At 63.6% G+C, this 21,374-nt stretch carries 23 protein-coding genes and 1 tRNA gene; 14 read left to right on the top strand and 10 right to left on the bottom strand.

The window, feature by feature from the left end; genetic code table 11:
- Positions 1–9: 9 nt before the first annotated feature.
- Together gloB and rpsA are read right to left on the bottom strand one after the other, a co-directional pair.
- A complete protein-coding gene (gloB, locus tag ACZ1JW_RS01275; protein ID WP_465141674.1) occupies positions 10–774 on the bottom strand; it encodes a hydroxyacylglutathione hydrolase in 765 nt (254 codons plus the stop codon).
- A 96-nt stretch (positions 775–870) separates the two neighbouring features.
- Positions 871–2,577, bottom strand: coding sequence for a 30S ribosomal protein S1 (gene rpsA / locus ACZ1JW_RS01270; RefSeq protein WP_465141673.1), 1,707 nt, complete (start codon positions 2,575–2,577; stop codon positions 871–873).
- A gap of 282 nt (positions 2,578–2,859) precedes the next feature.
- On the opposite strand from rpsA, the gene ACZ1JW_RS01265 reads away from it, so the two are divergent.
- Complete coding sequence (locus ACZ1JW_RS01265) at positions 2,860–4,146, top strand: adenylate/guanylate cyclase domain-containing protein (protein ID WP_465125222.1); 1,287 nt, start codon at positions 2,860–2,862, stop codon at positions 4,144–4,146.
- On the opposite strand, the gene ACZ1JW_RS01260 is transcribed toward ACZ1JW_RS01265, so the two are convergent.
- The 3 genes from ACZ1JW_RS01260 to aroA are packed head-to-tail and all read right to left on the bottom strand — an operon-like array spanning position 4,143 to position 6,345.
- Complete coding sequence (locus tag ACZ1JW_RS01260) at positions 4,143–4,772, bottom strand: (d)CMP kinase (protein ID WP_465141672.1); 630 nt, start codon at positions 4,770–4,772, stop codon at positions 4,143–4,145. The genes ACZ1JW_RS01265 and ACZ1JW_RS01260 overlap by 4 nt on opposite strands.
- The gene (locus tag ACZ1JW_RS01255) at positions 4,769–5,023 is read right to left on the bottom strand and encodes a CBU_0592 family membrane protein (RefSeq protein WP_465142816.1); all 255 of its coding nucleotides are present in this window, start codon (positions 5,021–5,023) and stop codon (positions 4,769–4,771) included. Before ACZ1JW_RS01255 ends, ACZ1JW_RS01260 begins: the two co-directional genes overlap by 4 nt.
- Entirely contained in the window at positions 5,023–6,345 is a 1,323-nt protein-coding gene (gene aroA, locus ACZ1JW_RS01250; protein WP_465142815.1) for a 3-phosphoshikimate 1-carboxyvinyltransferase, read from the bottom strand. The genes ACZ1JW_RS01255 and aroA overlap by 1 nt, the downstream gene beginning before the upstream one ends.
- Positions 6,346–6,542: 197 nt before the next feature.
- On the opposite strand from aroA, the gene ACZ1JW_RS01245 reads away from it, so the two are divergent.
- From ACZ1JW_RS01245 to ACZ1JW_RS01230, 4 genes are all read left to right on the top strand, one after another.
- Positions 6,543–6,860, top strand: a complete 318-nt coding sequence (locus tag ACZ1JW_RS01245; protein ID WP_144901896.1) for an FYDLN acid domain-containing protein — start codon at positions 6,543–6,545, stop codon at positions 6,858–6,860.
- A gap of 156 nt (positions 6,861–7,016) precedes the next feature.
- Positions 7,017–7,092 (top strand) — tRNA-Ala (locus ACZ1JW_RS01240).
- Positions 7,093–7,248: 156 nt separating this feature from the next.
- A complete protein-coding gene (locus ACZ1JW_RS01235; RefSeq protein WP_465141671.1) occupies positions 7,249–7,839 on the top strand; it encodes a hypothetical protein in 591 nt (196 codons plus the stop codon).
- The gene (locus ACZ1JW_RS01230) at positions 7,839–8,546 is read left to right on the top strand and encodes a COG3904 family protein (protein WP_465141670.1); all 708 of its coding nucleotides are present in this window, start codon (positions 7,839–7,841) and stop codon (positions 8,544–8,546) included. The genes ACZ1JW_RS01235 and ACZ1JW_RS01230 overlap by 1 nt, the downstream gene beginning before the upstream one ends.
- A gap of 6 nt (positions 8,547–8,552) precedes the next feature.
- Here ACZ1JW_RS01230 and ACZ1JW_RS01225 read toward each other — a convergent pair whose 3' ends face one another.
- Entirely contained in the window at positions 8,553–9,491 is a 939-nt protein-coding gene (locus ACZ1JW_RS01225; protein ID WP_465141669.1) for an isopenicillin N synthase family dioxygenase, read from the bottom strand.
- 64 nt (positions 9,492–9,555) lie between these two features.
- Here ACZ1JW_RS01225 and ACZ1JW_RS01220 point away from each other — a divergent pair, with 64 nt between their 5' ends.
- The 3 genes from ACZ1JW_RS01220 (at position 9,556) to ACZ1JW_RS01210 (ending at position 10,681) form a co-directional block, all read left to right on the top strand.
- Complete coding sequence (locus ACZ1JW_RS01220; protein ID WP_465125227.1) at positions 9,556–9,999, top strand: EVE domain-containing protein; 444 nt, start codon at positions 9,556–9,558, stop codon at positions 9,997–9,999.
- A gap of 81 nt (positions 10,000–10,080) precedes the next feature.
- The gene (locus ACZ1JW_RS01215; protein WP_465141668.1) at positions 10,081–10,263 is read left to right on the top strand and encodes a CsbD family protein; all 183 of its coding nucleotides are present in this window, start codon (positions 10,081–10,083) and stop codon (positions 10,261–10,263) included.
- Between the two features lie 160 nt (positions 10,264–10,423).
- Positions 10,424–10,681 (top strand): hypothetical protein, encoded by a 258-nt coding sequence (locus ACZ1JW_RS01210; protein WP_465125229.1) that lies wholly within the window; start codon positions 10,424–10,426, stop codon positions 10,679–10,681.
- Positions 10,682–10,765: 84 nt separating this feature from the next.
- On the opposite strand, the gene ACZ1JW_RS01205 is transcribed toward ACZ1JW_RS01210, so the two are convergent.
- Entirely contained in the window at positions 10,766–12,073 is a 1,308-nt protein-coding gene (locus ACZ1JW_RS01205; RefSeq protein ID WP_465141667.1) for an MFS transporter, read from the bottom strand.
- Between the two features lie 139 nt (positions 12,074–12,212).
- On the opposite strand from ACZ1JW_RS01205, the gene pgsA reads away from it, so the two are divergent.
- On the top strand, positions 12,213–12,806 hold the full coding sequence (gene pgsA / locus ACZ1JW_RS01200; protein ID WP_465126340.1) for a CDP-diacylglycerol--glycerol-3-phosphate 3-phosphatidyltransferase: 594 nt from the start codon (positions 12,213–12,215) through the stop codon (positions 12,804–12,806).
- 22 nt (positions 12,807–12,828) lie between these two features.
- Here the strand turns inward: pgsA and ACZ1JW_RS01195 are convergent, their stop codons facing one another.
- From ACZ1JW_RS01195 to rnd, 3 genes are read right to left on the bottom strand one after another with little or no spacing between them, the layout of a single operon-like run.
- A complete protein-coding gene (locus ACZ1JW_RS01195; RefSeq protein WP_465141666.1) occupies positions 12,829–13,812 on the bottom strand; it encodes a hypothetical protein in 984 nt (327 codons plus the stop codon).
- Positions 13,813–13,818: 6 nt separating this feature from the next.
- Entirely contained in the window at positions 13,819–14,715 is an 897-nt protein-coding gene (locus tag ACZ1JW_RS01190; protein ID WP_465125232.1) for a hydrogen peroxide-inducible genes activator, read from the bottom strand.
- Positions 14,716–14,721: 6 nt separating this feature from the next.
- Positions 14,722–15,939 carry a ribonuclease D gene (gene rnd, locus ACZ1JW_RS01185; protein ID WP_465141665.1) on the bottom strand — a complete coding sequence of 406 codons (1,218 nt, stop codon included), beginning with the start codon at positions 15,937–15,939 and terminating at the stop codon, positions 14,722–14,724.
- 139 nt (positions 15,940–16,078) lie between these two features.
- On the opposite strand from rnd, the gene aspS reads away from it, so the two are divergent.
- From aspS to ACZ1JW_RS01160, 5 genes are all read left to right on the top strand, one after another.
- Positions 16,079–17,860 carry an aspartate--tRNA ligase gene (aspS, locus tag ACZ1JW_RS01180; RefSeq protein ID WP_465141664.1) on the top strand — a complete coding sequence of 594 codons (1,782 nt, stop codon included), beginning with the start codon at positions 16,079–16,081 and terminating at the stop codon, positions 17,858–17,860.
- A 116-nt stretch (positions 17,861–17,976) separates the two neighbouring features.
- Positions 17,977–18,213, top strand: a complete 237-nt coding sequence (locus ACZ1JW_RS01175; protein WP_168853306.1) for an acyl carrier protein — start codon at positions 17,977–17,979, stop codon at positions 18,211–18,213.
- A 135-nt stretch (positions 18,214–18,348) separates the two neighbouring features.
- Positions 18,349–19,611: a beta-ketoacyl-ACP synthase II gene (fabF, locus tag ACZ1JW_RS01170; protein WP_465141663.1), complete on the top strand. Its 1,263-nt coding sequence runs from the start codon at positions 18,349–18,351 to the stop codon at positions 19,609–19,611.
- 12 nt (positions 19,612–19,623) lie between these two features.
- On the top strand, positions 19,624–20,601 hold the full coding sequence (mltG, locus tag ACZ1JW_RS01165) for an endolytic transglycosylase MltG (protein ID WP_465141662.1): 978 nt from the start codon (positions 19,624–19,626) through the stop codon (positions 20,599–20,601).
- Positions 20,602–20,824: 223 nt separating this feature from the next.
- Positions 20,825–21,367 (top strand): 2'-5' RNA ligase family protein, encoded by a 543-nt coding sequence (locus tag ACZ1JW_RS01160; RefSeq protein WP_465141661.1) that lies wholly within the window; start codon positions 20,825–20,827, stop codon positions 21,365–21,367.
- The last annotated feature ends 7 nt before the right edge of the window (positions 21,368–21,374 follow it).

Here is a 21,374-nt window from a genome sequence, read left to right as displayed (position 1 = left end):
GGATCGGCGCTAGCGGAAAGTGTCCTTGGCCTTGCGCAGGGCGGCAAATGTCTCTTCCGGCGACGATCCGCCCCAGCGCGCGGCCATGTCCGGGTCGTCGGCGCGCAGGAACGGGTTGGTGGCGAGTTCGGCGGCGAGGGTGGTGGGGACGGTCCATTCGCCACGCTCGCGCTTTTCGTCGACGCCTTGGGCATAGGCGGTGAGCGCCTCGTTGTCAGGATCGGCGAATGTGGCAAAGCGGGCGTTGGACTTGGTGTATTCGTGGGCGCTATAGAGCGTGGTTTGGGCGGGCAGGGCCTTGAGGCGCTGGAGGCCCGCCCAGAACTGGGGCGGGGTGCCTTCGAACATGCGGCCGCAGCCCAGCGGGAACAGCGCATCGCCGACGAAGGCGACCGAGGCCTGGGGCAGGTGGAAAGCGCAGTGGCCCATGGTGTGGCCGCCGACGTCGATCACGTGGGCGGTGAAGTTGCCTAGCTGGACGGTGTCGCCGTGGGCAACGGTGCGATCCACGGCGGCGATCTTTCCGGCGTCATCCTCGGGCGCGGTTACGGTGCAGCCGGTGGCGGCCTTGATGGCTTCGTTGCCGCCTGCGTGGTCGGGGTGCCAGTGGGTGTTCCAGATCTGGGTAATGTGCCAGCCCTTGGCTTCAGCCTCGCGCAAATAGGCGGCGGCATCGGGTGTGTCGATGCAGGCGGTCTCGCCGCTGGCAGGGTCGTGGACCAGGAAGCCGTAGTTGTCGGACAGGCAGGGGAACTGGTGGATTTGTAGCGTCATGGTGCCAGCTTAGCGCCGGACATCGGACAAAGCAAAAGCCCGCCCGGATTTCTCCGGACGGGCCTTGCTTGTTCAGTGCCTTGAAGGCGGTGAAGCTTACTGCTTCGCCTTCAGAGCGGCGCCGAGGATGTCGCCCAGCGAAGCGCCGGCATCCGACGAGCCGTACTGTTCCACGGCTTCCTTCTCTTCGGCCAGCTGGCGGGCCTTGACCGAGAAGTTCGGCTTCTTCGAACGATCGAAGCCGGTGACCATGGCGTCGAGCTTCTGGCCGACCTGGAAGCGGTCCGGACGCTGTTCGTCACGGTCGCGGCCCAGATCCGAGCGCTTGATGAAGCCGGTCGCGCCGTCTTCGCCAGCCTGCACTTCGAGGCCGCCATCGCGGACTTCGAGAACGGTGACGGTGACGACTTCGCCGCGACGCAGCGAGCCCGACGAGCTTGCCGAAACGCCACCAGCGGCCGGAGCACCCTTTTCAAGCTGCTTCATGCCGAGGCTGATGCGCTCCTTCTCGACATCGACGTCGAGAACGACGGCCGAGACCTGCTCGCCCTTGCGGTGCAGCGCCAGCGCGTCTTCGCCCGAGATGCCCCAAGCGATGTCCGACATGTGGACCATGCCGTCCACATCGCCATCGAGGCCGATGAACAGACCGAATTCGGTCGCGTTCTTGACTTCGCCTTCCACGGTCGAACCGACCGGGTGCTTTTCGGCGAAGGCTTCCCACGGGTTCTGCTGGGCCTGCTTGAGGCCGAGGCTGATGCGGCGCTTGTCGCTGTCGACTTCCAGAACCAGCACGTCGACTTCCTGCGAGGTCGAGACGATCTTGCCGGGGTGGACGTTCTTCTTGGTCCAGGACATTTCCGAAACGTGGACGAGGCCTTCGATGCCAGCTTCCAGTTCCACGAACGCACCGTATTCGGTGATGTTGGTGACGGTGCCCGAGAGCTTCGCGCCAACCGGGTACTTGGCGGCAACGCCATCCCACGGATCGCTTTCAAGCTGCTTCATGCCGAGGCTGATGCGCTGCGTATCCTGGTTGATGCGGATGATCTGCACCTTGACGGTATCGCCGATGGCGATGACTTCCGACGGGTGGTTGACGCGCTTGTAGCTCATGTCGGTGACATGGAGCAGGCCGTCGATGCCGCCGAGGTCCACGAACGCACCGTAATCGGTGATGTTCTTGACGACGCCGTCGATGATCTGGCCTTCCTTGAGGTTCTGGATCAGGCCCGAGCGCTGTTCGGCGCGGGTTTCTTCCAGCACCGCCCGGCGCGAGACGACGATGTTGCCGCGGCGGCGGTCCATCTTGAGGATCTGGAAGGGCTGCGGCATGTCCATCAGCGGGGTCACGTCGCGGACCGGGCGGATGTCTACCTGCGAGCCGGGGAGGAAGGCAACGGCGCCGTCGAGGTCGACGGTGAAGCCGCCCTTCACGCGGCCGAAGATCACGCCTTCAACGCGCTTGCCTTCGCCGAATTCGTTCTCGAGCTTGTCCCACGCGGCTTCGCGGCGGGCGCGATCGCGCGACAGCATGGCTTCGCCGTCGGCGTTCTCGACGCGGTCAACGTAGACTTCGACTTCGTCGCCGACCGAAAGGCCGTGCGGCTGGCCGGGGGCGGCGAATTCGCGCAGGGCAACGCGGCCCTCGCTCTTCAGGCCCACGTCGATGACGGCCTTGTCGTTTTCGATGGCGGTGATGGTGCCCTTGACGACGCGGCCTTCGAAGCCACCGTTGGCGGCTCCGCCAAGCGATTCGTCAAGCAGCGCGGCGAAATCGTCGCGCGACGGGTTGGTAGCCATATTCAAAGCTTCCTGTAACAAGTATTCCGGCCAGGCGGTTGTTTCCGCCGGTCTTTCCTCCACGAACCGCCCCATGCGGGCCGTGGGCCAAAAAGGGCCGAACCGCCCCCGGAGCCGAATGCCGCCGAAGGCACCCGCTCAGGCCAAGGCCTGCGCGGACGGGCGGCGCTTAGGGGCAAAGGGTGGGAAAAGCAAGGAAAATGGGGGGATGGTATCTTAACCTGTTGGGCCAAAGACCTGTTAATCACCGCATGGTAGACTGATCTTCGGAGGACATTCGTCATGGAGCAGCCGGGGGTGTTCAGCTCATTTGCCGACAAGGCAACCGAGGCGCGCTACAACGAGACGGCGCGTACGCTGCGAACCCCGTTCGTGCGGCTCTATGCCGTGCTGTTCATGACCGTGATGCTGGCCTATTCGGTGGTCAATCCGCTCTATCTCGATCCGGTCGAGAATGCCCGTCTGGCCTTCTGGCTGGGCGTGGCGTTGATGACGACCGGCGTGTACATCGGCGCGACGTTCTGGAAGGACTACATTCGCCATCCGGTAGTCGACTTTGCCGCGTTGCTGGTCATTTCGCTGATCGTGGCGCGGATCAACTTCGTGCTGTTTGATCATCTCCTGCACATTCATGCCAGCCTCCACGCGGTCGGGGTGGTCAACCGCCTTGCGATCACTGCTTTTGCGGCAGTGACCCTTGCGGGTCGTCCACGCCTGTTTCTCGCGTGGCTTGGCTGCGATCTTTTTGGCTGGCTCGGCCAGATCATCCCCCAGCAGACTGCCGATGCCGCGCTGGTCTATGCCCTGCTGAGCTACTTCAGCGGCGCGCTGGTCATGGCGGCGATCAATCTGGCGGTGGGGCGGACGAGCCGCGCCGCGTTCATGCTGGCGGATTCGCTGGATGCGGAGCGTGCGCGCAACGAGGAGCTTGTGCTCAACATGCTGCCTCCGACAGCCGTCGAGCGCATCCGCACGGGGCAAATGGTGGCTGATGCCTATGCCGATGCCAGCGTCATCTTCATCGATATGGTGGGTTTCTCCAAGCTTACCAAGCGGGTCTCACCGGGGCATCTGGTCGAACTGCTCAATTCCTTCTTCAATCACGCCGATGCTTGCGCACGCGAGTTCGGGGTGGAGAAAGTCAAGACGGTGGGCGATGCCTATCTCGCCATAGCAGGCGGCAACGTGCCGAGCGGCAACAGCGCCGATGCGGCCATCGCCTTTGCGCGGGCCGTGCTTTCGGGCGTCGAGGAATTGAAGCGCGTGGCGGGTGTGGATGAAGTGGGCCTGCGCGCTGGCATCCACTCGGGACCGGTTGTCGGAGGCGTGATCGGTGCGACGCGCATGGCCTATGACTACTGGGGCGACACCGTAAACATCGCGGCGCGGCTTGAAGGCACGGCGGCCACGAACGGGATTGCGATTTCGGAAAGCACTTGGCTGCGCGCCAATGATCGCGGCGCATTCGGCCCGCCGATGATGATGACGCTGAAAGGCGTTGGCGAGACCTGCGTATTCCACGCCGTGGTCGACGAGGCCGATCTGAAGACGCGGGCGGCTGCGGCCTAGGCCTTCGCCGCTACGTGCTTCTCCACCAGCGCAATCGCCGTCGCCACCGCCATTTCCTTGGTCAGGTTCGACGTATCCAGCAGCGCTGCGCCCTCGGCCTGACGTAGCGGGGCTTCGGCGCGGTTGCGGTCGCGTTCGTCGCGGGTTTCTAGGTCGGCTTCGATTTCGGTGCGTTCGACGTCCTTGCCCAATTGCTTCATTTCCACCCAGCGGCGCATGGCGCGGGCGGTTACGCTGGCGGTGACGAAAAGCTTGGCGTGCGCCTGGGGGGCGATGACGGTGGCGATGTCGCGGCCATCCAGCACTGCGCCGCCGGGCTGGTTGGCGAAGGCCTGCTGGCGGGCGAGCAGGGCGGCGCGGACGGCGGGGTGGACCGAGACGCGGCTGGCGTAGCCGCCGGTCTCCTCGCTGCGCAGTTCGGGATCGTCGAGCAGGCTTTCGGGGAAGGCGCAGGCGGCCTCGGCCTGCGCCGGATCGTCCGGGTTGCCGCCGCTCAGGAACACCTGCCGCCCGACCGCGCGATAGAGCAGGCCGGTATCGAGGTGGGGCAGGCCGAAGTGCGCGGCGAGCGCCTTGGCGATGGTGCCCTTGCCCGAAGCGGTCGGGCCGTCGACGGCGATGATCACTTGGCGTTACTCCGGTTGCGGAAGGCCTTGACCAGCCCCCATATCGCAATTGCCGCCCAGAAGAACTCCAGCACGAACGAGGCCGGGTTCATGTTGACCAGCAGCGAGATCGTCAGCAGCGCGGCGCCGAGCAGATTGACGCCGTGCTGGACGAAGGGGTTCGGGCGGTCGAGCTTGGTGGTGTAGGCATAGGCGAAGATGATGCAGGCGGTGCCGCAGAAACCTATCGCGTTTGCCAGGGTGTGACTGATCAAGCGCGGGCGCTTTCCAGCAGGCTTTCGAACACGGGGAAGCTGGTGGCGATGGGGCGGGTGTCGTCCACCTCGACGCCGCGCTTGCTGGCGATGCCGGCAATGGCCAGCGACATGGCGATGCGGTGATCGAGGTGGGTGACGACGCTGGCACCCTCGGCTGTGCCGGGGAGGGGGTCGCCGCCGGTGCCGTCGATGATCAGGCCATCCTCGGTTTCGGTCACGGTCGTGCCGGCAAGTTCGAGTGCGGCGCGCATCGCGCTGATGCGGTCGCTCTCCTTGACGCGCAGTTCTTCGAGGCCGGTCGTGACGGTGCGGCCTTTGGCGAGCGCGGCGGCGACGAAGAGGATGGGGAACTCGTCGACCATGCTCGGCACCACGGCGGGATCGACGTCGATGCCGGTCAGCAGCGAATGGCGCACGCGCAGGTCCGCGACCGGCTCGCCACCAACGTCGCGGCGGTCAAGCTCCTCGATCGAGCCGCCCATCAGGCGCAGTACATCGAACAAGGCGGCGCGGGTGGGGTTGAGGCCGACGTTCTCGACCACGAGGTCCGAGCCTTCGACCAGCAGCGCGGCGACGACGAAGAATGCGGCGGACGAGGGATCGCCGGGGACGACGATGTCCTGCGGCTTCAGTTCCGCCTCGCCACGTACGCGGATCACGCGCGCACCATCGTCGGCAAGGTCCACCGTCAGCTCCGCGCCGAAGCCGCGCAGCATGCGTTCGGAATGGTCGCGGGTGGGGATCGGTTCGATCACCGTGGTCACGCCGGGGGTGTTGAGGCCTGCGAGGAGGATGGCGCTCTTCACCTGTGCCGAGGCGACGGGCAGGCGGTATTCGATCGGCACGGCGGGCGAAAGCCCTCGCAGCGTGAGGGGGAGGCGGCCGCCGGGGCTGGCGGTGAACTCTGCACCCATCGTCGACAGCGGATCGATCACGCGGCCCATCGGGCGCTTGGACAGCGAAGCGTCGCCGATGAACGTCGCGGTGATCGGGTGGCTGGCGACAAGACCCATGAGCAGGCGGGTGGAGGTGCCGGAATTGCCCATGTCGAGCGCCTGTTGCGGCTGGAGCAGCCCGCCGACGCCGACGCCGTGGACGTGCCACATGCCGCTGTCGTCGCGCGTGATCGTCGCACCCATCGCGCGCATGGCGGCGGCGGTGGAAAGCACGTCCTCACCCTCGAGCAGGCCGGTCACCCGCGTCTCGCCCACCGCCAGCGCGCCGAGCATGATCGAGCGGTGGCTGATCGACTTGTCGCCCGGAACGCGGATGCGGCCCTTCAAGGGGCCGGTGGCGGTGAAGCGGCGGGGGCGCATCTGGGCGAGGTCGTGTGAGGACACGGAGAAACTCTTTCGGATCGGGGAGGCGGATAAAGCGCGCGGCTTTTGACAGCAGGGCGCGCCTATGGCAAGGCGCGCGCTCTCTTGATTCCGCGAGGGCGCGGACCCATCAAGCGTGCAGTTTCTCCGCCCGGGCAAAATCCTTCGCGCCGGGCCAGTCTTGAGGAAGTTTCATGGTCAAGCCGGAATGGGGCACCAAGCACAGCTGTCCGAAGTGCGGCACCCGCTTCTACGATCTGGGCAAGAGTGACCCGGTCACCTGCGTCGAGTGCAAGTATTCTTTCCACCCGGATCCGGTGCTCAAGTCGAAGCAGCCGATTCCGTACGAGGAAATCCAGAAGGACAAGGTCGATGTCGTGCCTGACGTCGATCTGGCCGACGAGGATCTCGACATCGACGAGGACGGCGATTCGCCGGACAACGACGTTGACCTTGGTGGTGACGACGATCTCGGCGTTGCCGGTCACGAAGGTGACGACGACGAAGTGTGAGCCTTTCGGGAGCCGGTCGAGTGATCGGCTCCCAAAAAAATCCGGTGGCTCGAAAAATGCTCTTGCCAGTGCCGAAAGCCTCTCTTAAAGGCGCGGCTCCCGGCGAGAGACACCCGCCGGAACGGTCTGCCTCCAGCGGCAGACTTGATGGAAATTGGGGCCTTAGCTCAGCTGGGAGAGCGCCTGCATGGCATGCAGGAGGTCAGCGGTTCGATCCCGCTAGGCTCCACCATCCACCTGAAAAGGCCGCCTTCGGGTGGCCTTTTTCGTTCTGGTCCCGCGTGTCGGGCCACCGCTTCGTCGCGCCCTGATTGACGAAGATCACAGCCTTGCTAGCCTTGGTTCAACTAAGGGCCGCACAACAAGTCATAGCGATGGAACATCCAGCATGCGCGTGCCGCAGTCCCTTATTGTCGTCTCGATCCGGATAACTGCCGTTGTGGCAGCTTCTGCCCTGCTGGCGGGGCAGGCATCCGCGCAGTTCGGGGGCTTCAGCATTCCCTCGATCCCGCGCAGCACCTCGTCGGCGCAGAAGAGTTCGGACGGCTGCCCCAAGGGCAAGAGCAAGAGCGCAGGCTCGTCGATTCTCGGTGGGCTGATCGGCCAGAGCGTCGGCCGCGCGGCCAGCTCCGCAGGGGTTGGCAGCTACTTCCCCTCGGCTGAGGTCGCCGATACGCTGACCAACGCCATCGCCTGCCGTCTGGACCCCGAGGAGCAGAAGCAGGCGGCCGAAGCGACGGTTGAGGCGACGCGGGGCGAAGAGGTGGGCAGCAGCTCGTCATGGACATCGAACACGCGCGAGAATGTGTCCGGCACGTCGACGATCACCGAGCGCAACGACGAAGTGGCAGCGAACGGCACGGTCGGCCGCCAGTGCATCACGGTGACCGACGTGATCATCGTCAACGGTGAGGAGACAACTGCGAACAAGCGGATGTGCCGTGCGCCGGGCTCGGCACGCTACTCGCTGGCGGCGTGATGCGGCGCCTACTGCCGGTTCTGGCCCTGCTGTTGGCGACCGGCGCGACGAAGCCTGTGGTCATGGACCCGAAGAATCCCACCTGCCCGGAAAAACCGGATTGGGGTGTGGCGAAGGCGATGACGCTTACTCCTGCCGACAAGGGTGGCAAGCGGGTGCTGATCGCGGACGGGATCATCGATTCGCGGCTGCCCGAGCGGTTGAAGGCGGCGATCGATGCTGACGAGCGGATCGAGGAAATCTGGCTGAAATCGCGCGGCGGCGATGCCGAGGCGGGCAATCGCGCGGGCAAGGTGATTCGGTCCTACCCCGGGCTGGTCACGCGCATTCCGGCGGGCTGGACCTGCTTTTCGGCCTGCAACTTCGTGTTCATGGGCGGCGACCGCCGCTTCGTGGAGCCCGGCGGGATGTTCATGGTCCACATGTTCACCCACACCGGTGACCGCGACGTCATCGAGATATCGGTCGACGAAGGCACCGAGGAGACGACGCGGCTGATCGGCGAGATCGAGCAGGCGAGCGCCTTGCTGGCGAGCGAGGACAACGACTTCCTCATCCGCATGGGCATCAGCCGCAAGCTCCTGACCGAGGTCATGTACAAGCAGCAGGCGGTCGCGACGAAGGAGAACCCCTCGACCCGCTACTGCCTGAGCCAGGATGAGGTGCGGAAATACAACGTTGTGCCGGTTGAGCGGCCTGCGGGATGAAACCGCTTACCTCTTCAGCCCGATCTCGCGCAGGCGCTCTTGCAGGTAGTCATCGGCGGTGATCGACACCGGGTAGCGGTCCGGGTTTTCCGCAGTCACGCACTGGGGCAGCGTTTCGAAGCGGAAATCGCTGCGCAGGTGGAGGAAGAACGGCATCGAGTAGCGGCTGAACTTCGCCCGCTCGCCTTCCGGGTTGCGCACGCGGTGGGTGGTGGAAGGCAGGACATGATTGGTCAGGCGCTGCAGCATGTCGCCGATGTTGACCACCAGCGCACCTTCGGGCGGCGAGACGCCGATCCATTCACCTTCCCGGGTCAGGAGTTCGAGGCCTGCTTCCTCCGCGCCTAGGAGCAGGGTGATGAGGTTGATGTCCTCGTGCGCCCCGGCCCGGATGGCTCCGCCTTCGGCATCGGGCACCGGGGGATAATGCAGCAGCCGCATGACCGAGTTGCCATCTTCGATTGCCGGATCGAACCAGTGCTCGTCGAGCCCCAGCCACACGGCGATGCGGGCAAGGATGCGGGCGCCGACGCGGTCGAATTCCGCATAGAGCGCCTCGAACGTCTCGCGGAAACCTTCGGGCTTTGCGGGCCAGACGTTGGGGAACATCGACATGGCCGTGAGCGGATGATCGGACGGCAGGTCGCGGCCGACGTGCCAGAACTCCTTGAGATCATGAAGCTTGGCACCCTTGGCGATTTCGGTGCCAAAGGGGGTGTAGCCGCGTGCGCCGCCCAGTCCCTCGACGAAGTAGCTGCGCTTCTCGTCCTCGGGCAGGGCGAAGAAATCGGCTGTGAGCTTCCAGGCGCGGGCGATCAGCTCGGCATCGATGCCGTGGTCGCGCACCATGGCGAAGCCGAAGGTGCTGAAGCTCTCGCCAAGCTCACTGGACAGGGCGGCGGGCTCGCTCTCAAGCGAGATCACCGGCAGGGTTTGCAAGGGCATGGTGTTCCAGTTCGCTCAATTGTCGCTATGGAAATCGCCTGTAACGGGATTCGCATGGGGTTTCATGACCAAAATCAACATCACTGACACGGCTGGCCGCAATCTCTGGCTGATGAAGTCGGAACCGGACGTCTATGGCTGGGACGATCTTGTCGCCGAGGGCGAGGGAACGTGGGACGGCGTGCGCAACCATCTGGCCGCGCGCAACCTGCGCACGATGCAGGCGGGCGACCTTGCGTTCTTCTATCACTCCAACATCGGCGTCGAAGTGGTTGGCGTGATCGTGATCAGCCAGGGCGGGCTGACCGATCCCACCGATCCTGAAGGCAAGTGGGCGGCGGTCAAAGTGAAGCCGGTGCAAAAGCTGCCGCAGACGGTCACGCTCAAGCAGATCAAGGCGACGCCGGAACTGCAAGAGATGGACCTTATCCGCCTTTCGCGACTGTCCGTGGGCGCTGTGCGACCGGACGAGTGGGCGCTCATCCTCAAGATGTCCGGCGCGCTCTGACGGGAACATCATCTGGTCTGAAGCGTAGTGTGCTCCGACGATGCAATAGAGCAGTCTGTTGATTTTTCGAGGAGATTTGTCATGGGTGAACTGACTGACAAGGCCAAGGGCCTCGCCAACGAAGCTGCCGGCAACACCAAGCAGGCCATCGGCAAGGCCACTGACAACGCCCGCCTCCACGGCGAGGGCGTAGCGCAGGAACGCAAGGGCGAAGCCCAGCAGGTTGCGGGCAAGGTCAAGGGTGCGCTGGGCGACGACGTCTGAGCCACTGCGACCATGTTTTGACTGGCAAGCCGGTCACGGGAAGGCCGTCCTCAGGGGCGGCCTTTTCGTTAGCACCGCAATTTGTCCCGAACAGGAACGGGATGGAAAAATGTCGCGGTGGTGGGATACCGGATGGTGAATAAATCGTTAAGCTCGCGTCATGAGCACTTCGACAGCCAGCACCTTCGGATCATCCCGCCACCCGTTCCGGGCGTCGCTGCCGCGTCACGTGTTGCGCGAACTGCCCAGCTATGAGCCCGAGGTCATGGCTGCGATGAAGCGGGCCGAGACCATGCTGCGTGAGGCGGAGATCCGGTCAGAGCCGGTCGATCTCAAGCGGATCACCATGCAGGACCTGCGCGATTTCCTGATCGCCTACTGCGCCTGCTTCCTTGCGATCATGGTGTTCATCGCCTGAAGTTCTCTGGGCCTGAAGTTCTCTGGGCCTGAAGTTCTCTGGGCCTGAAGTTCTCTGGGCTTGAAACTCTCCGGGCCTGAGGCATCAGGCCGCAGCAGCACGTTCCGCCTTGTAGAGCAGGTAGCCGAGCCACGCCGAAACAACGCACATCGCCGCACCCAGCAACAACTGATCTACGATCGCAACGCCTGCCGCGCTGAGACCAACCGCCAGCAGCGAGCCGATCACCATCGCGCCCGAATTGACGATGTTGTTGGCCGCAATCGTGCGCGCCGTTTCTGATTTGTCGACGACGGTGGTCAGGAACGCGTAAAGCGGAACCACGAACATGCCACCTGCGATGGCGATACCGAGAAGGCAGAGCAGCAAGGGCACGGCAAGCGGCTGGGCGAGGAACGTGGACACATCCATCAGGGGCATGTCCGGGTGGACCGTCCAGGCATCGCAAACCTGATGAAACGCGGCGATGAACAGGCCCATGACGATCACCGACGCCGGCGAATAGCGCGCCGATACGGTTCCCTTGAGCAGAGCGTTGATCGACATCGAGCCGATGGCGATGCCGACCGAGAACATCACGAGGAACAGGCTCGCCACTTCCTTGCTCGCCGAAAGCACATTCTTGGCGAGCGGCGGGAACTGGATGAACAGGACCGTGCCCACCGTCCAGAAAAAGCTGATCGCGACGATTGCCATGAACACCTGCCGGTGCCGCGTGGTGTTGCGGATCAGGCGCCAGGACGAGGTGAAGACGTTGAAATCGATCTTCTGCGCCTCGACCAGCGGCGGGGCAGGGGGAACCTGCCTTCCCGAGAAATAGCCGATCAGCGCAGTCAGCACGACGCCGCCTGCTGCGACTTCGACCGGAATCCAGCCAGCAAGGATCGTCCCTGCGAGAATCGCGATGTAGGTGCCCGCCTCGACCAGCCCGGTGCCCGCCAGCACTTCGCCTTCATGGAGGTGCTGCGGCAGGATCGCGTACTTGATCGGGCCGAAGAATGTGGAATGCACGCCCATCGCAAGCAGCGCGGCCAGCATCAGCGGGATGGCGATCGCCTCGACTTCCATGCCGAGCCACGCAAGTACGAGCCCGGTGCCGCCGACCAGCATGATCGCAATCTCGCAAGCCTTGACGATGCGGATGATCTGCGCCTTGTCGCGCATGTCTGCGAGTTGTCCGGCGAGCGCGGAAAGCAGGAAGAACGGCAGGATGAACAGGCCAGATGCAATTGCCGAGAAGCGCGCTTCGGCCGCTTCAGAGTTATAGACGCTGTACACGACGTACAGGACCATCGCGTTCTTGTAGAGATTGTCGTTGAAGGCCCCCAGAAGCTGGGTGACGAACAGCGGCAGGAAGCGGCGCGTGCGCACCAGATGCGTCGATGTTGTCATTTACCTTCTTGCCAGCATCTGTCCTTGCCCGCACCCTTAGCCCGATGAGGCAGGCGGGCAAGTGCATTTCGATGGGACAGGTCCTAGTTGGCGAATGTTGCGATTCCGTTTGTCGCATTCCGGCGTTATGGCTGACGCGATGCTGACGCTGCCCAACCTGCTCACGCTGTCACGGATCGTGACCGTTCCCCTCCTGGCAGCTTTGCTGTGGTGGCCGGAATGGCGGCTGGGCTACGGCCTTGCCTTCGGGGTCTATTGCCTGATGGGCGTGACCGACTATTTCGACGGCTACCTTGCCCGGGCACAAGGCGCGGTCAGCAAGCTTGGCATCTTCCTCGATCCGATTGCCGACAAGATCATGGTCGCCGCCGTGATCCTCGTGCTGACGGCGCAAGGCATCCTGCGCGGGCCTTACGTGGGTGACATGCACGTGATCGCGGGGTTGGTGATCCTGCTGCGCGAAATCGCGGTCTCGGGCCTGCGCGAATTTCTCGGCGGCATTCAGGTCTCGGTCCCGGTGAGCCGCCTCGCCAAGTGGAAGACGACCTTCCAGATGATTTGTCTTGGTGCATTGATTCTGGGACAGGCTCTGCCGGAATGGCTTATGACTATCGGCACCTTCACGGTGAACGTGCCGCACACCGTGGGCCTGACCACCCTTTGGGCCGCGGCGGCGCTGACCGTGATTACCGGCTGGGACTACCTGCGGGTCGGCCTAAAGCACATGGATTGAGGCCGCGGCAATTGCTGATCTGTTAACTGCTAACCCTGCCTGCGATAATCTGCAGCACATTGCTTTGAACATCGCCCAACAGTCTTTCGCCCCACCACGCCATGTATTCCGGCAGGCGTGTCTTCATGGCGTAACGCGTAGTCAGACGGATTCTCGTGCGATCTCCAGCCAGTGGCTCGAGGTCGTAACCACCTGAGACGATGCGCAAGTTCTGCCCATCCGGCGCGATATGCCTGTCGGTGTGGTCTTGAAGGCTGCTATCTGGAAACGAGAATCGCCAGCGCATTTCCTTGCCGAAGCGCTCCGAGATAACTTGTTCTTCGAAATGGATGCCTTCGCCCCAGCGGGCATGCCGGACAATAGCTCCGTTGTCCATTTTGACCTGCGCATCTACCGGGCGGGGAATGCCCAGAATGTCGTGCGAGAAGGTCCAACGCCCTTCTCCGGACTTCACATGCCTGATCTCTATGAGTTGCGGCCACACATCCGATGGCTTTGCCGTGACAGTGATCTCCCGCACCACCTCACGCTCGGTCCAGACCGGGGGAGCCACGGTCTCGGCGATGACGAGAAAGGCGGGAAGGACTGTCCACGCTGCAAGCTGGAGACTGCTGTCATCATGCGTGTCATCCTGCGACGCGTCCCGCCTGTGCGTCCATATACTGGCCAAGGTACCGCCAATGGCTGCGGCAATCCAGATCGGCATGATCATCGCGATGCAGATCACGCCCTCACCGAAGATCAGGTACGCGACGAAGAGCAGCGCGATTACCGAAAGTGTAGGCCAGAGAAAACAACCCATCGTCTGATCGCGGTCGATGGTCTGGCCGACAAGCATGCCGAAGGCGAAAGGAATGCCGAGCAGCATGGCGATGCCGCCCCATGCCACTCCGAAATCCGGTCCATAGACCATCAGGGCGACGACGGAGACAAAGATGCAGATGGCGAGGAACGTCAGCTTGCGACCTCGCGCTTTTTCAACAGGAGGTTTGGGTTCGTCGTTCAACTGCCGCTACCCCACCCGCAACTCCTGAGCCAGCATCCGGAACTCCTCCGCGCGCGGGCTGTTGCGGCGCCATACGAGGGCGATGTCGCGCCAGGCGTGGTCGGCTTTCAGCGGGCGGGCGACGATCTGGGTGTCGTTGAGGATGCCTGCGTCGATGGCCATCTGCGGCAGCATGGTGAGGCCAAGGCCGTTGTCCACCATCTGCACCAGAGTGTGCAGGCTGGTGCCGATCATCGTGGCGCTGGCGCGCATTTCCGGGCGGTTGCAGGCGGCGAGCGCGTGTTCCTTGAGGCAGTGGCCGTCTTCGAGCAGCAATAGCCGGTTCTCGTCGATCATGTCAGCTGTGATCGAGAGCGGCGGATCGCGCGGGTCGTCCTTGGGGAAGGCGACGAACAGTTCGTCCTTGAACAGGATTTCGGTTTCCACCTCGCCGGTGGCGTAGGGCAGGGCGAGCAGGACGCAATCGGCACGGCCATGATGGAGGGACTCGATCGCTGCGGCACTCGGTTCCTCGCGCAGGAACAGCTTCAGTTGCGGGCGCTCCTTGCGCAGGCGCGGCAGGATGCGCGGCAGCAGGAAGGGCGCGATGGTGGGGATCACGCTCATCCGCAATTCGCCCGCCAGAGGTGCGCCGTGGCTTTGGACGAGTTCGGACAGTTCCTCTGCCTCGCGCAGCAGGCGATGCGCCTTGGCGACGACCTGATTGCCCAGCGGGGTGAAGCGGACGACCCGGCGCGTGCGTTCCACCAGTGTCACCCCGAGCAGCGACTCGAGCTCGCGCAGGCCCGCAGAGAGTGTCGATTGCGAGACGAAGCAGGAATCCGCTGCCCGCCCGAAGTGCCCATGCTCGTGCAGGGCAACGAGGTATTGCAGCTGCTTGAGCGTGGGCAGGTAGGTGCTCATCTGGGCCTATTCATCCACATGAACGACAATTTCCGGCTCTGCGGAAGAGCCGCCGATATCATCGATATGCGCCATCTTCAGCTTGCCGTTCACCACCGCGAAGGCGAGCTTGCCCTCGACGAGTTCCAGCGCATCGCGGCCGAACTGCTCGAAGCGCCAGCCTTCGAGGATCGGCAGGTTCTTGCGCTGTCCGGCGGCCAGCAGTTCCAGATCGTCGGTGCGGGCGAGGAGGCGCGCGGCGATATCGATCTCGCGGCTGCGGATCTTGAGCAGCAGCTTGAGCAGGTCGGCGACCAGTGCGCCTTCCTTGCCCAGCGGCGCACCACGCGGCGTCTTGGGCGGCATTTCGGCTTCGGTGAGCGGCTTTGAATCCGCCAGCGTCTGCATCAGGCGGCGGCCAATGTCGTTGTCCTTCCAGCCCGTGGAGAGGCCGCGTACCTTGGCCAGATCGTGCTGGTCACGTGGCGGATGGCTGGCGATGTCGGCCAGCGTTTCATCGCGCATGATGCGTCCGCGCGGGATGTTCTTGTCCATCGCCTCGCGCTCGCGCCATGCGGCGAGCGACTTGAGGCGGCCGAGCACGGCAGGATTGCGGCTGGGCGCGCGGATCTTCTGCCACACGGTTTCCATGTCGATCCGGTAGTTTTCCGGGTCCGCCAGCTTCTCCATCTCGATATCAAGCCATTCGCCGCGACCGGTCTTGATCAGGCGCTTCAGCAGCTTGGGGAAGATCTTGGAGAGGTGAGTGACGTCGCCGATAGCATATTCGATCTGGCGTTCGGTCAGCGGGCGGCGCGACCAGTCGGTAAAGCGCGCGCCCTTGTCGATCGACAGGCCAAGCCACGATTCGACGAGGTTCGAATAGCCGATCTGTTCGGACTGGCTGACCGCCATCATCGCGATCTGCGTGTCGAAGATCGGGTGCGGGGTCTTGCCGGTCAGGTTGTAGATGATTTCCACGTCCTGTCCGCCGGCGTGGAAGACCTTCAGCACATCCTCGTTCTCGCACATCAGGTCGAGCAGGGGCTTGAGATCAATGCCGGGCGCCAGCGGATCAATCGCTGCGGCTTCCTTGTCGTCCGCGATCTGCACCAGGCACAGTTCGGGCCAGTAGGTGTTCTCGCGCATGAATTCGGTGTCGACCGTGATGAAATCGGCCTTGGCCAGACGCTCGCACAGATCGGCCAGAGCGTCGGTCGTCGTGATCAGGGGATGTATCTTCATCGGTCTTTTCTGTATGGCGCGCCCAAAGGGCGGCCCGGTGGTGCTCCCGTCAGGGAGCGCGGCTTGACAAATGCGCGGCCATCGCCTGTTAGCCGCCCATTCCCCCTGCCCGATTGCAGACCGATTGGAAAGAGTTTCGATGCACCTTTATCGTTCCCATACCTGCGGCGCCCTCTCGCGCGGTGATGTCGGGCAGACCGTCCGTCTTTCGGGCTGGGTGCACCGCAAGCGCGATCATGGCGGCGTCCTGTTCGTCGACCTGCGCGACCATTACGGCATGACCCAGATCGTCGCCGACGTGGACAGCCCCGCGCTGCCGATCCTCGAAGCGCTGCGCGTGGAATCGGTCGTGACGATCGACGGCAACGTAAAGGCGCGCTCGGAAGGCACGATCAACGCCAACCTTTCGACCGGCGAGATCGAAGTCTATGCGCGCGGTGCCACGGTGCTTTCCGCCGCCGAAGAGCTGCCGATGCCGGTGGCAGGCGAACAGGAATATCCGGAAGACATCCGCCTGCGCTATCGCTTCCTCGACCTGCGCCGCGAAACGCTCCACGCGAACATCGTCACGCGCACCAAGGTCATCTCGGACATGCGCCGCCGCATGGAAGCGGCAGGCTTCACCGAGTATTCGACCCCGATCCTGACGGCATCAAGCCCTGAAGGCGCGCGAGACTTCCTTGTGCCAAGCCGCATCCATCCGGGCAAGTTCTATGCGCTGCCGCAGGCACCGCAGCAGTACAAGCAGCTGCTGATGGTGGCTGGTTTTGACCGCTACTTCCAGATCGCACCGTGCTTCCGCGACGAAGATCCGCGCGCAGACCGTCTGCCGGGCGAGTTCTACCAGCTCGACCTCGAGATGAGCTTCGTCACCCAGGAAGAAGTCTGGGAAACGATGGAGCCGGTGATCGGCGGCGTGTTCGAAGCTTTTGCCAATGGCCGCAAGGTCACGCCCACCGGCAGCTTCCCGCGCATTCCCTATGCCGAAGCGATGCTCAAGTACGGCTCGGACAAGCCTGACCTGCGCAACCCGATCATCATCTCGGATGTCTCGGAAGAGTTCACCCAGTCGGGCTTCGGTCTGTTCGAGAAGATCGTCGGCACCGGCGGCGTCGTGCGTCTGATCCCGGCCCCCGGCACGGCGGACAAGAGCCGCAAGTTCTTCGACGAGATGAACGACTGGGCGCGCGCCGAAGGCCATGCAGGCCTTGGCTACGTCACCCGCAAGGGCGGTGAGTTCGGCGGCCCGATTGCCAAGAACCACGGGCCTGAGAAGATGGCCGCGCTGTTCGACAAGCTTGGCCTCGGTCCGGACGATGGCTGCTTCTTCGCCGCTGGCAAGGCCGAACAGGCTGCCAAGCTTGCTGGCGCTGCCCGCACGCGCGTGGCCGATCAACTCGGCCTGATCGACAAGGACCGCTTCGAGCTGTGCTGGATCGTCGACTTCCCGTTCTACGAATGGGACGAGGAGAACAAGAAGGTCGAGTTCAGCCACAACCCGTTCTCGATGCCGCAGGGCGGACTTGAAGCGCTGAACACGCAGGATCCGCTGACGATCAATGCCTACCAGTACGATCTGGTCTGCAACGGCTACGAGATCGCATCGGGATCGATCCGCAACCAGTCGCCTGAAACGATGGTCAAGGCGTTCGAAATCGTCGGCCTGTCGAAGGCGGACGTCGAGGAGCGTTTTGGCGGCCTCTACCGCGCATTCCAGTACGGCGCACCGCCGCACGGTGGCATGGCAGCAGGCGTGGACCGTGTCGTCATGCTGATCTGTGGCGCTCAGAATCTACGCGAAATCACGCTGTTCCCGATGAACCAGCGCGCTGAGGACCTGCTTATGGGCGCGCCCTCTCCGGCAGCGCTCAAGCAGCTTCGCGAACTGAACATTCGCGTCGTCGAACAGACCAAAGGATGAGGCAGATGGGGCGCGCGGCGTGGTGATCCACAGCGCGCCTCTTGCCAGCGCCCTTCGCGTTGATTAGGGCGAACTCCGAAACAGAACACCAACGCTTTCCTTCGAAGGGGCATTTCATGAGCGATACCGCCGACCGCGTTAAGAAGATCGTTGTCGAGCACCTCGGCGTCGAGGCTGACAAGGTCACCGAAGAAGCCAGCTTCATCGACGATCTGGGCGCTGACTCGCTAGACATCGTTGAGCTGGTGATGGCGTTCGAAGAAGAATTCGGCGTCGAGATCCCCGACGATGCGGCCGAGAAGATCTCGACCGTGCAGGACGCGATCAAGTACATCGACGAAAACAAGGGCTGATTGCCCCTTTCCCCGTTACGCCCTGAGCTTGTCGATGGGCTGCCCAAGGCGTGAATCGCCGGGCAGGGGAGGACTTCGGCAGGCTCAGCCCTATTTCAGGGGCTGGGCCTGTTTGCTTATTTTCCGGAGATTTCAATGCGTCGTGTCGTCGTAACCGGACTTGGCCTCGTTACCCCGCTGGGTGCGGACGTGGAAACCGTGTGGAAGAACCTGCTCGCCGGCAAGAGCGGGGCAGGGCTTATCACGAAGTTCGACACCAGCGACCAGAAGTGCAAGATCGCTTGCGAGGTGAAGCCTGCCGATCATGAGTATGGCTTCGATCCCGGCAAGCGCGTCGATCACAAGATCCAGCGCCAGGTCGATCCGTTCATCGTCTTTGGCATCGATGCCGCAGGGCAGGCACTCGAAGACGCCGGGCTTGTCGACATGGACGACGACCTGAAGATCCGCACCGGCTGCTCGATCGGTTCGGGCATCGGCGGACTTCCGGGAATCGAGAGCGAATCGATTGTCCTGCACGAAAAGGGCCCAGGTCGCGTTTCGCCGCACTTCGTTCACGGACGCCTGATCAACCTGATCTCAGGGCAAGTCTCGATCAAGTATGGCCTGATGGGTCCGAACCACGCCGTGGTTACCGCCTGCTCGACCGGGGCACACTCGATCGGCGACGCCGCGCGCATGATCAAGGACGGCGATGCCGACGTGATGCTGGCAGGTGGTGCGGAAGGCACGATCAACCCGCTCGGCGTTGCCGGCTTCGCACAGGCCCGCGCGCTCAACTGCAGCTACAACGACCGCCCGACCGAAGCGAGCCGCCCCTATGACAAGGACCGCGACGGTTTCGTCATGGGCGAAGGCGCTGGCGTCGTCGTGCTCGAGGAGTACGAGCACGCCAAGGCTCGCGGCGCGAAGATCTACGCAGAAGTCGTCGGCTACGGCCTCTCGGGCGACGCCTATCACGTCACCGCGCCGCACCCCGAAGGCAAGGGCGCCGAACTCGCCATGCGCATGGCCATGCGCAAGGCCGGGATGGAGCCGGGCGACATCGACTACGTCAACGCCCACGGCACTTCGACGATGGCCGACACCATCGAACTCGCCGCCGTGAAGCGCGTTCTGGGCAATGACCTCTCGGGCGCTTCGATGAGCAGCACCAAGTCTGCCATCGGTCACCTGCTGGGCGGTGCCGGAGCAGTCGAGACGATCTTCTGCATCCTCGCCATCCGCGACCAGATCGTCCCGCCGACGCTCAACCTCCACAACCCTGACGAAGGCACCGAGGGCGTCGATCTCGTGCCGCTCGTGGCCCGCCCGCGTAAGGTCCGCGCCGCGCTGAACAACTCGTTCGGCTTTGGCGGGACCAATGCCAGCGTGATCGTCAAGGCGCTGGAAGACTAAGGAAAGCAAGCGATGGCCCGCCGTCGTCGATCAAGGCTGCCGCTGTTTGCGGCAGCCTTTGTCCTGCTGGCCGCCGCCGCGTGGCTGGTCGGGGGCTGGTACTCTGCAGGACCGCTCGAACAGCAGATCGAATTTGACGTGGGCGAGGGCGAAGGGCTCAGCGCGCTGGCCGATGACCTGCAGACGCAGGGTGCAATCGGCTCAGCAACGGTGTTCAAGCTGCGCGCAAAGCTGCTTGGCGGTGGCACCGAGATCAAGGCCGGCTCCTTCCTGATCCCCAAGCGTGCCAGCGAGGCGACGGTCCTTGAAATCCTCAAGGGCGACAAGGTTATCCGTCGCCTTATCACGATCCCGGAAGGCATGCCCTCGGTGCTCGTGGCGGAGAGGCTGTCCGCCAACAAGGACCTCACCGGTACGATTTCCGCACCCGAGGAAGGCTCCGTCCTGCCTGACAGCTATGACTGGCAGAAGGGCGAACCGCGCGCCGCCGTGCTCAAGCGGATGCAGGCGGCGATGGACAAGACGCTGGCCGAACTCTGGGCCAAGCGCTCGCCCCGTACCGTCGCCAAGACACCGCAGGAAGCCTTGATTCTCGCCTCGATCGTCGAGAAGGAGACCGGCAAGCCCGAAGAGCGGCGCATGGTTGCAGGGCTCTATTCGAACCGTGTGCGCAAGGGCATGCTGCTCCAGGCCGATCCGACGATCATCTACCCGATCACCAGGGGCAAGCCGCTCGGCCGCCGCATCCGCCAGTCCGAAATTCAGGCCGTCAACGGCTACAACACCTACACCATGGTCGGCCTGCCGAAGGGGCCGATCACCAATCCGGGGCGCGATTCGATAGCAGCGGTGCTTGATCCTGCCGAAACCGAAGCGCTGTTCATGGTGGCAGACGGTACTGGCGGCCACGTCTTCGCCGACACTCTGCAGCAGCATAATGCCAATGTCGCCAAATGGTTCGCCCTTCGCAAGGCACGCGGCGAACTCTAGTCTGCACGGATATTTGGTCCGGAACGGAAAGAAGTTTCTCCAAATTAACCCAATAACGGTATAAGTCCCTTTACGGAGGCATCAGGGTTTGACTTCGGTCTGCCCGGATTTCCGAGGAACATTCCGGCTTTGCCGAGCGGCACGTTTTACATGCCATTTCGACTGTGCCGAATGTTCCCGCTTTCGCTATGCAACCGGCAGCCATCGTGCGAGAGCGGAGTTCGTGCAGCAAGCCAACCCCAGCGCCGCGCCGTTGATCGTCACGGCAACATTGCCGCCTGACCTTCAGGCCTGGACCACGCGCCTGCGCGACGCTCACTATCCGCCAGAACGCAATCATCTCGCTGCCCACGTCACGCTGTTTCACGCCTTGCCGTGGCGCCTGGAAGAAGAAGCACGTGCATTGCTTTCCACACTTGCCGCATCCACTCCGCCAGTTGCGGCGCGATTGTCGGGCGTCATGGATCTCGGTTCCGGCACGGCACTGCGCATCGACAGTCCCGATCTGACGCTGCTCCGTGCGGAAATCGCGCACCACTTCCATGGCATGCTCGGCGCTCAGGACAGTCACGAGCCGCGTCTCCATGTGACAGTCCAGAACAAGGTGATGCGCAAGGAGGCATGGGCGCTTCAGGATGAGCTTGGCGCCCTGATCCAGCCCCGCGCCTTTGCCTTTGCAGGCCTTGCCCTGCATCGCTATCTGGGCGGCCCGTGGGATACCGTCGCCCGGTGGACCTTTCGCGGCACGTCGCGCCGCAGAACCTGATCGAAGG

The sequence above is a fragment of the Novosphingobium sp. BL-A-28-Hi1-0D genome, assembly GCF_055521755.1.
The sequence above is the reverse complement of the archived record's forward strand: the minus strand, read 5'-3'. Positions and strand labels throughout refer to the sequence as shown.